General features: G+C 72.8%; 10 protein-coding genes. 8 read left to right on the forward strand and 2 right to left on the reverse strand.

Annotated elements, in window-relative coordinates; genetic code table 11:
• From ACWDX9_RS54755 to ACWDX9_RS54775, 5 genes are all read left to right on the forward strand, one after another.
• Nucleotides 1–209 (forward strand): oligopeptide/dipeptide ABC transporter ATP-binding protein (locus tag ACWDX9_RS54755; protein WP_449970389.1); only part of this gene is annotated, 209 nt, incomplete at its 5' end.
• A complete protein-coding gene (locus ACWDX9_RS54760) occupies nt 206–943 on the forward strand; it encodes an ABC transporter ATP-binding protein (protein ID WP_449970391.1) in 738 nt (245 codons plus the stop codon). The genes ACWDX9_RS54755 and ACWDX9_RS54760, both read left to right, overlap by 4 nt.
• Nucleotides 940–1,926 carry a P1 family peptidase gene (locus ACWDX9_RS54765; RefSeq protein WP_449970394.1) on the forward strand — a complete coding sequence of 329 codons (987 nt, stop codon included), beginning with the start codon at nt 940–942 and terminating at the stop codon, nt 1,924–1,926. The genes ACWDX9_RS54760 and ACWDX9_RS54765 overlap by 4 nt, the downstream gene beginning before the upstream one ends.
• A gap of 4 nt (nt 1,927–1,930) precedes the next feature.
• Nucleotides 1,931–2,527: an FMN-binding negative transcriptional regulator gene (locus ACWDX9_RS54770; protein ID WP_449970396.1), complete on the forward strand. Its 597-nt coding sequence runs from the start codon at nt 1,931–1,933 to the stop codon at nt 2,525–2,527.
• Nucleotides 2,524–3,591 carry a C45 family autoproteolytic acyltransferase/hydolase gene (locus ACWDX9_RS54775; RefSeq protein WP_449970399.1) on the forward strand — a complete coding sequence of 356 codons (1,068 nt, stop codon included), beginning with the start codon at nt 2,524–2,526 and terminating at the stop codon, nt 3,589–3,591. The genes ACWDX9_RS54770 and ACWDX9_RS54775 overlap by 4 nt, the downstream gene beginning before the upstream one ends.
• Here ACWDX9_RS54775 and ACWDX9_RS54780 read toward each other — a convergent pair whose 3' ends face one another.
• Nucleotides 3,592–4,755 carry an acyl-CoA dehydrogenase family protein gene (locus ACWDX9_RS54780; RefSeq protein WP_449970402.1) on the reverse strand — a complete coding sequence of 388 codons (1,164 nt, stop codon included), beginning with the start codon at nt 4,753–4,755 and terminating at the stop codon, nt 3,592–3,594.
• 67 nt (nt 4,756–4,822) lie between these two features.
• On the opposite strand from ACWDX9_RS54780, the gene ACWDX9_RS54785 reads away from it, so the two are divergent.
• The 3 genes from ACWDX9_RS54785 to ACWDX9_RS54795 all read left to right on the forward strand — a co-directional run bounded on the left by ACWDX9_RS54785 (nt 4,823) and on the right by ACWDX9_RS54795 (nt 8,110).
• Entirely contained in the window at nt 4,823–6,256 is a 1,434-nt protein-coding gene (locus tag ACWDX9_RS54785) for an aldehyde dehydrogenase family protein (protein ID WP_449970404.1), read from the forward strand.
• A 64-nt stretch (nt 6,257–6,320) separates the two neighbouring features.
• On the forward strand, nt 6,321–7,445 hold the full coding sequence (locus tag ACWDX9_RS54790; protein ID WP_449970407.1) for a CaiB/BaiF CoA transferase family protein: 1,125 nt from the start codon (nt 6,321–6,323) through the stop codon (nt 7,443–7,445).
• Entirely contained in the window at nt 7,442–8,110 is a 669-nt protein-coding gene (locus ACWDX9_RS54795; RefSeq protein WP_449970409.1) for a GntR family transcriptional regulator, read from the forward strand. Before ACWDX9_RS54790 ends, ACWDX9_RS54795 begins: the two co-directional genes overlap by 4 nt.
• 18 nt (nt 8,111–8,128) lie before the next feature.
• Here ACWDX9_RS54795 and ACWDX9_RS54800 read toward each other — a convergent pair.
• The coding region (locus ACWDX9_RS54800) for a penicillin-binding transpeptidase domain-containing protein (protein ID WP_449970412.1) at nt 8,129–9,149 on the reverse strand (1,021 nt) is incomplete at its 5' end.

Consider the following 9,149-nt stretch of genomic DNA (forward strand, 5'->3'; position numbering starts at 1 on the left):
CCGGGTCGGCGCCCGCCGCCGCGGCCCACGGCGTCCGCCTGGAGCCCGTGCCCGGCCGCCCGCCCGTGCTCACCGGGCCGTCGCCGGGCTGCGCCTTCGCGCCGCGCTGCCCGTTCGCGGAGGAGCGCTGCGAGCACGAACGCCCGCAACCGGTCCGGGTCGGCGACCAGGACGTCCTCTGCCACCGCGCTGGGGAGGTGGCGGCGTGATACTCGAACTCGACGACGTCACCGTCACCTTCGCCGCCGGGCCGCCGCTGCGGCGGATCCACCTGGACGCCATGCGGCACGTCTCCCTGTCCGTCGCCGAGGGGGAGACGCTCGGCCTGGTCGGCGAGTCCGGCTCGGGCAAGACGACCAGCAGCCGGGTCGCGCTCGGCCTGCAGCGGCCCACGTCCGGCGCGGTCAGGTTCGACGGCCGCCCCTTCCCCAAGCGGCGGCGCGAGCTGGCGGGCCGGATGCAGGCCGTGCTGCAGCACCCCCACTGGTCGCTCAACCCGCGCATGCGCGTCGGCCAGAGCGTCGCCGAGCCGCTGGACGTGCTCGGCCGCCCGGCCGTCGACGCGGTCACCGAGATGCTGGAGCACGTGGGGCTGGAGGCGTCGTTCGCCTCGCGCTACCCCCATGAGCTGTCCGGTGGCCAACGGCAGCGCGTCTCCATCGCCCGCGCGCTGGTCACCCGGCCCAGGTTCATCGTCTTCGACGAGGCCGTCAGCGCGCTCGATGTCTCCGTGCAGGTGCAGATCCTCAATCTCATCAAGGACCTGCAGGCCGAGTACGGCTTCAGCGCCCTGTTCATCTCCCACGACCTCGGCGCGGTCCGCTACGTCGCCGACCGGATCGCGGTCATGCGCAGGGGCGAGATCGTCGAGACCGCCGACACCGCCACCTTCTACACGGCACCCGCCCACGAGTACTCGAAGCAGCTTCTGGAGGCATTGTGACCAGTGAGCCCCGGCTCGCGACCCCATCGTCGTTCGCGCCCGGCGTGCCGCGCAACGCGGATCTGCCGCTGACCCCGCAGGCCAGCCCCGGGCGCGGGTCGGTCGCGTTCGACCTGCCCGGCGTGCTCGTCGGCACGGCCGAGTACGCGGAGGGCCCCACCGGGTGCACCGTGATCCACGTGCCGGCGGGTGCCCGCACGGCCGTGGACGGGCGCGGCGGCGCGGTCGGCTTGAGCGGCGGGTACGACTACAACCACGCCATCTGCTTCGCCGGCGGCTCGGTGTACGGTCTGGCCGCCGCCGCGGGCGTGAGCGACGAGCTGCTGGCCCGCAGGGACAACCGGACCCGATGGGACGACCTCCAGCTCGTGTCCGGCGCGGTGATCTACGACTTCTCGGCCAGGGAGACCGCCGTCTACCCGGACGGCGAGCTGGGCCGGGCCGCGCTCCGCAACGCCGTCGAAGGCGAGTTCCCGGTGGGCCGGTGCGGCGCGGGCCGCACGGCGAGCGCCGGCAAGGTGGACTTCGGCCGGGCGGAGTTCGCCGGCCAGGGGGCCGCGTTCGGCACGTTCGGCGAGGCCAAGGTGCTGGTGGCGACCGTGGTCAACGCCGTCGGCGCGGTCGTCGACCGGCAGGGCGGGATCGTGCGCGGCAACTACCACGCCGAGGACGGCGCCCGCCGCCACCCCGGCGCCGACTACGCCGCGATGGTCGGCGACCCGGCCCCGGCCGTCATGGGCAACACCACGCTGACCGTCATGGTGACGAACGTGAAGCTGACCGACGTCGAGCTGCTCCAGGTGGGCCGCCAGGTGCACAGCTCCATGCACCGCGGCATCCAGCCGTTCCACACCATGAACGACGGCGACGTGCTGTTCGCGATGACCACGGACGAGGTGGACCTGGTGAGCGTCAAGCCCACCGGCCTCGGGACGCTCGCGTCGGAGCTCGCCTGGGACGCGATCCTGAGCGCGGTGGAGTAGCCCGATGCACATCTTCCCTCGTTACGCCGCCAAGGACCCGGCCCAGGCGGTCGAGCTGGTCAGGCGGAACCCGTTCGCCCTGGTCGTCAGCACGGTGGACGGCGTGCCGGTCGCCACGCACGTCCCCGTCATCCTCGACGGCGGAGCCCTCGAAGGCGGCGCGCTGCTCGGCCACATGGCCCGCGCCAACCCCCACTGGCGCTCATTCGAGTCCTCGCCCGAGGTGCTCGTGGTCTTCTCCAGCGCGCACGGGTACGTCTCGCCCACCGTGTACGCGACCGACCCGGCCGTCCCGACCTGGGACTACGCGGCCGTGCACGTGACGGGACGGGTGGAACTGCTCGACGACGCGCTCGACGTGGTGGAGCGCACCGTCACGGCACTGGAGTCGCTCCGCTCACCCTCCTGGGAGCCGACCCCGGCGTCCAGGGAGAGGTTCGCCGCGCTCCTGCCGGGGGTAGTGGCTTTTCGGGTGCATGTGCATACCGAGAAGAGCATGTTCAAACTGAGCCAGGACATCGACGCCGAGCGGTACGCGCGCGTCCGCGCCTCGTTCGCGGCCGAGAACCCCAGGCTCGCCGACCTGATGGATGGTTCATGACTTTCCCCAGCTTCACGTCGACGCAGATTGACCCCCGAGCCCGCGGCAAAGAACTCGGCACGCACCGGAGCAAGGCGATCCGTGCCAACCTCTCCGGCTACACCGACCTGTTCACCGTCGCGGGCGCCACCGCGACGCAGGTCCGTACGTGGGGCGAGGTGGCCCTGGAGCGCACCGCCGACTGGGCGCCGCACCTGGCGGAGGAGATCGCGGGGATCGCGGGCGGCGCCGGTCTGGAGCCCTGGCAGGTCGCCGTCGTCAACGCGCGCACGGAGATCCTGGCCGCCATCGACGCGACCGGCGAGGGGGAGTGCTCCACCTCCGTCGTGCTGCCCGGGGCGGGGGAGGCGCCGCGCACGGTGCAGACGTGGGACTGGCACGACCACCTGCGCGACGCGCCCATGCTCTGGGAGCTGGAGCCGCGTCCGGGGCACGTCGTGCGCACGTTCACCGAGGCCGGGGCGCTGGCCAAGATCGGGGTGAACACGGGCGGGCTCGGCATCCACTTCAACATCCTGCGCCACGACTCCGACACGGCCGACCTCGGCGTGCCCGTCCACCTGATCGCCCGCAGGATCCTGGACGAGGCCACCACGGTGGAGGAGGCCGCCGACATCGCGCGCTCGGCCACCGTCTCCGCCTCGACCGTCATCACGGCCGTGACCTCGTCGGACGCGGCCTCGATCGAGATCTCCCCGGCCGGCGTCGCGGTCATACCGCCGGAGCCCGACGGCGTGCTGCAGCACTGCAACCACTTCCTCGACCCCGCGCTGGCCAAGGACGAGCGGCATTCCACCGACCGGCCCAGCACGTACGCCAGGTTCCAGCACCTGAGGGCCAACACCGAGGGCCTGAGCAGCGACGACCACACCAAGCGGGCGCTGGCCATGCTCAGCCACGGCCCCGAGGACGCGCCCGTCTGCGCCCACCCGGACCAGACGCTGCCGATCAACCAGCGGTGGGAGACCGTCGCGACCATCGCGCTGGACCTCGTCGCCGCGCGGCTGCGGGTGCACCAGGGCGGGCCGTGCCAGGTCACCGAGGCGACCTGGCAGACGTTCTGATCAGTGGAACGCGGCGATCCCGGTGAGCGCCTTGCCCAGGACCAGCGAGTGGATCTCGGACGTGCCCTCGTAGGTCAGCACCGACTCGAGGTTCACGGAGTGCCTGATCACCGGGTATTCGAGGGTGATGCCGCTCGCTCCGAGCAGCGTGCGGCACTTCCTGGCGATCTCCAGGGCCTCGCGCACGTTGTTCAGCTTGCCGGCGCTCACCTGCTCGGGGGTGATCGTCCCGGCCTCCTTCAGCCGGCCCAGGTGCACGGCGAGCAGCAGGCCCTTGCCCAGCTCCAGCGCCATGTCGGCGAGCTTCTCCTGGGTGAGCTGGAACGAGGCCAGCGGCCTGGCGAACACCTCGCGGTCGCCGGCGTACGCGATGGCCGTCTCCAGGCAGTCGAGCGCCGCCCCCATCGCCCCGAACACGATCCCGAACCGCGCCTCGTTCAGGCAGCCGAGCGGCCCCGACAGGCCCCGCGCGCCGGGCAGCATGGCCGCGTCCGGCAGGCGCACCCCGTCGAGCACCAGCTCGCTCGTCACGCTCGCGCGCAGCGAGATCTTGTGCTTGACGTCGTTCACGGTGAAGCCCGGGGTGCCCGCCGGGACCAGGAAGCCCCTGACACCCTCGTCCGTACGCGCCCACACCACCGCCACGTCCGAGACCGAGCCGTTGGTGATCCACATCTTGGTGCCGTTCAGCACCCAGTCGCCGCCCTCGCGCTTGGCCGTGGTCCGCATGCCCGCCGGGTCGGAGCCGAAGTCGGGCTCGGTCAGGCCGAAGCAGCCGATGCGCTCGCCGGCCGCCATCGCGGGCAGCCACTCCTGCTTCTGCTCCTCGCTGCCGTACTTCCAGATGGCGTACATCGCGAGGGAGCCCTGCACCGACACCAGGCTGCGCAGCCCGGAGTCGGCCGCCTCCAGCTCCAGGCAGGCCAGCCCGTACGAGACCGCGCCCATGCCCGCGCAGCCGTACCCCTCCAGGTGCATGCCGAGCACGCCCAGCGAGCCGAGCGTGCGGGCCAGCTCGCGGGCCGGCAGCTCGCCGGTCTCGAACCACTCCGCGACGTGCGGGCGGATCTCCCGGTCGCAGACGCGCCTGACCGTGGTCCTGATCTCGCGCTCCTCCTCGGTGAGCAGCGTGTCGATGGCGAAGAGCGCGGTCGGGGTGATCATCGGATGGCCTCCGTATTTTGGATCCAATATTGAAAATCCAATATGGCACAGTTAGGGTTCGTTGACCATGGACCTTCTGAATCTCATCGGCGGCCGCTGGGTCGAGGGCGACGGCGAGGAGTTCGCCGACACCAACCCGGCCCGGCCCAGCGAAGTGGTCGCGCGGGGGCGGTTCGCCTCCGCGGCCGAGGTGGAGCGGGCCGTCGGCGCGGCCCGTGCGGCGGCGCCGGGGTGGGCGGCGACGCCGCACCACGCCCGCGCGGCGGTGCTCGTGGCCGCCGCCGACCTGGTGGACGCCGCCGCCGACGAGTGGGGCGCCGAGCTGGCCCGCGAGGAGGGCAAGACGCTGCCCGAGGCGGTCGCCGAGGTACGCGGCTCGGCCCGGATCCTGCGCTACTACGCGGGCGAGGCCGACCGGGAGAGCGGCGAGATCTTCGCCTCCCCGAGGCCCGGCGAGAACGTCCTCGTGGTCCGCAAGCCGATCGGCGTGGCCGGGCTGATCACGCCGTTCAACTTCCCGATCGTCATCCCCGCCTGGAAGATCGCACCCGCGCTCAGCTACGGCAACACCGTCGTGTGGAAGCCGTCGTCGCTGGTGCCGCTGCTGGCCTACCGGCTGGCGCAGGCGCTGACCTCGGCGGGGCTGCCGGACGGCGTGCTCAACCTCGTGTACGGCGAGGCCGAGGCCGGCTCGGCCATCGTGGACCACCCCGGCGTGGACGCGATCTCGTTCACCGGCTCCACCGCGGTCGGGCGGGCCGTGATCGCGCGCTGCGGCGAGCTGGGCAAGCCGGTGCAGACGGAGATGGGCGGCAAGAACGCCTCCGTCGTGCTCGCCGACGCCGACCTCGACCACGCGGCCGAGCAGGTCTGCCTGGGCGCGTTCCGCTCCACGGGCCAGAAGTGCACGGCCACCTCGCGGCTCATCGTGGCCTCCCCGGTCGCGGACGAGCTGCTGGAGCGGGTGGCCGAACGGGCCGCGCGCCTCGTGGTCGGCGACCCCCTGTCGCCCGGCGTCGAGATGGGCCCGCTGGTCAGCTCGGCCGCCCGGGACCGGGTGACGTCCGGGGTCGCGCGGGCCGTGGACGAGGGGGCCAAGCCGCTGGCGGGCTCCTCCCCGTACGACGGCGAGGGCTGGTTCGTGCCGCCGACCGTGCTCGACCTGCCGGGGACCGGGGTGGACTTCTGGCGTACCGAGCTGTTCGGGCCCGTGGTGGGCGTGGTGCGGGCGTCGGGGACCGAGGAGGCGCTGGGGCTGGCCAACCTCAGCGACCACGGCCTGTCGGCGGCCATCTTCACCAGGGACCTGGGGGTGGCTCTGCAGGCGGTCGATCGGCTGGACGTCGGCGTGCTGCACATCAACTCCGAGTCGGCCGGGACCTTCCCGTACGTGCCGTTCGGCGGGGTCAAGCAGAGCGGGTTCGGGCCCAAGGAGCAGGGGCGGGCGGCCCGCGAGTTCTTCACCCACACGATGACCGTCTACCTCGGGGCGCCGGCGTGAGCGAGCGTAGCGAGCGAACAATTGGACACAGCAGTTTGCGCACGCGACCGACGAAGGAGGGCGCGTGAGCAGTGCGCTGTCGGGGTTGCTGGTGGCGGACTTCAGCCGGGTGCTGGCGGGGCCGTACGCCACGATGCTGCTGGCCGATCTGGGCGCCGAGGTGGTCAAGGTGGAGCGGCCGGGCGCGGGGGACGACACCCGCGCCTGGGGGCCGCCGTACGCGCCCGACGGCGAGGCCACGTACTTCCTCGGCGTCAACCGCAACAAGCGCTCGATCGCCCTCGACCTGCGCGCGGACATCGAGGTCGCGCGGGCCCTGGCCGCCCGGGCGGACGTGGTGGTCGAGAACTTCCGGCCCGGCACGATGGACCGGCTCGGGCTCGGCTACGCCTCGCTGCGCGAGCTCAACCCCGGGCTGGTGTACTGCTCGATCACCGGGTTCGGGTCGGGACCCGGTGCCGGGCTGCCCGGCTACGACCTGATCGCGCAGGCGGTGGGCGGGCTGATGAGCGTCACGGGCGAGCCCGGCGGGCCCGGGACGAAGGCAGGCGTGGCGCTGGTGGACGTGATCACCGGCCTGCACGCCGGGCTGGGCATCCTGGCCGCGCTCCGCCACCGCGACAGCACCGGCGAGGGGCAGCACGTCGAGGTCTCGCTGCTGTCGTCCCTCCTGTCGGCGCTCACCAACCACGCCTCCGCCTACGCCGCCGCCGGAGTGGTCCCCCAGGCGATGGGCAACCGGCATCCCAGCATCGTCCCGTACGAGGTCTTCGAGGCCGCCGACCGCCCGATCGTGATCGCGGCCGGCAACGACCGCCAGTTCCAGGCCCTCTGCGGGGCGCTGGACCGCCCGGACCTCGCCGGGGACCCCCGCTACGCCACCAACGCGGACCGGGTCGCCGGTCGCGTCGGGCTCGTCGCCGAGCTCAACGCGGCGCTGGCCGCCCGTACGGCCGACGAGTGGTTCGAGACGCTCACCGCCGCCGGGGTGCCCTGCGGCCCGATCAACGACCTGGCCGCCGCCTTCGCCCTGGCCGACGACCTCGGCCTGGAGCCCTCCGTTCAGCTCGACGGGGTCGGCCAGGTCGCCAACCCGCTGCGGCTCAGCGCCACCCCGCCCTCCTACCGCCACCGGCCGCCCCGGCTGGGGGAGGACGAGGAATGGGTTCGTGAGATATTGGGGCGATGAGTTCGGACGAGGCACGACGCAGGCCGCCGACGGCCCAGCAGTTCGTGCTGGGCGAGCTCCGCCTTGCCATCACCACCGGGCGCCTGCGCCCCGGCGCCCCCATCCGGCAGGACGCGCTGGCCGAGGAGCTGCAGGTCAGCCGCGTCCCCCTGCGTGAGGCGCTCAAGACGCTCGAAGGCGAGGGCCTGGTCACCTACAAGGCGCACAAGGGCTACTGCGTCGTCATGCTCTCGCTCGACGACCTGCGCGAGGTCTACCGCATCCGCGAGCTGCTGGAGGAGGAGGCCGTCCGGCGGGCCGTCGAGCGGCTCACGGACGACGACCTCTCCCGGCTGGAGTCGGCCCAGGAGGAGGTCGAGCGGGCCGCCGCGGCGGGCGACGTGCTGGCCATGGCGACGGCCAACCGGCTGTTCCACATGACGCTGTTCGACTGCGCGGGCATGCCCCGGCTGGTCCGCCTGATCAGGACCCTGTGGGACACCACGGACGCCTACCGGTCGATGTACTACGGCGACGCGGGCAACCGGGAGCGGGTCGTCAAGGAGCACCGCGCCACCCTCGACGCCCTGCGCCGCCTCGCCGCCGACGAGGTGGTGACGACCCTCGACATCCACCGCGCCCACGCGGTCGCCGAGCTGGAGTCACTCCTCGACCACCCCGCCTGAGGCGGGGAGCCGGAGCGGTTACGGGGCGCAGTGGTCGCGGCAGCCGCCGAAGCGCGCCAGGTCCGGCTTCGCGAACGCCGTCCCCGCGCTGCCGGCCAGCGCCTCCGTCATCGAGGACTTCCAGATCGGGCCGGGGATCGACGTGCCCTCGACGTGCCGGTAGCGACGGCCGCCGACGGTGATGTCCGACAGCTTGTGCGCGACCGCGCCGCGCGGGTCGCCGAGCGCGACGGCGGAGGCCAGGTCGGGGGTGTAACCGGCGTACCAGGCGGTGGAGAACGCGTCAGCGGTGCCCTCCATGCCCGCCGCGTCCCGGCCGAGCCCCTTGAGCGGGCCCTTGGCCAGCGCCTCCGCCAGCACGCCGGTCACCGCGTCGGCGACCGCGGGCTCCAGCGCCTCCTGGCACCGCGCCGGGAAGGAACGTACGACGCCTGAGCCGCCGCGCACCTCCGTGACCAGCCGCGGCTCGCACCGCCTGCCGTGCGCCGCGAGGGTGGCGTACGAGCCGGCGAGCGAGACCGGGTCCACCTCGTTGATCCCCAACGAGAACGTCTCGAATTCCTGGAACGGCAGGCCGTCGGCCCGCTTGAGCCCGAGGCGCTTGGCCACCTGCACGCTTTCGCAGAGACCGACCTTCTCCGTCAGCTTCATGAAGAACGTGTTCTCGGCGGTCCGGGTGCCCGAGCGCAGGGTCGTGAACGCGCCGTGGTCGCTCTGCCTGTTGAGGATCGAGAACGACGGCTCGGCGACGTTCTGACCTTTGCAGTTCTTGAACGCGTGGTAGTTCGCCGCCCGATACTGGCTGAGGTAAGGGAAGCCGTCGTCGTAGCGCATGCCGCTCTCCAGCGCGGCCGTCAGCGTGTACACCATCGCCGTGGTGCCCTGCTGGAAGCCGAACCGGTCGGCGGGCGGCCTGCCGCCGGGTCCGGGCGCGCGGCTGGCGGCCAGCGCCCTGATCTCGCCGGTGCCCAGCGCGGATTGTGGTCCATGTAGCGTTCGAGCAGCTCGCAGTCGCCCACGTGGATGGTCTGGGTGACCA

The organism is Nonomuraea sp. NPDC003201 (assembly GCF_053590415.1).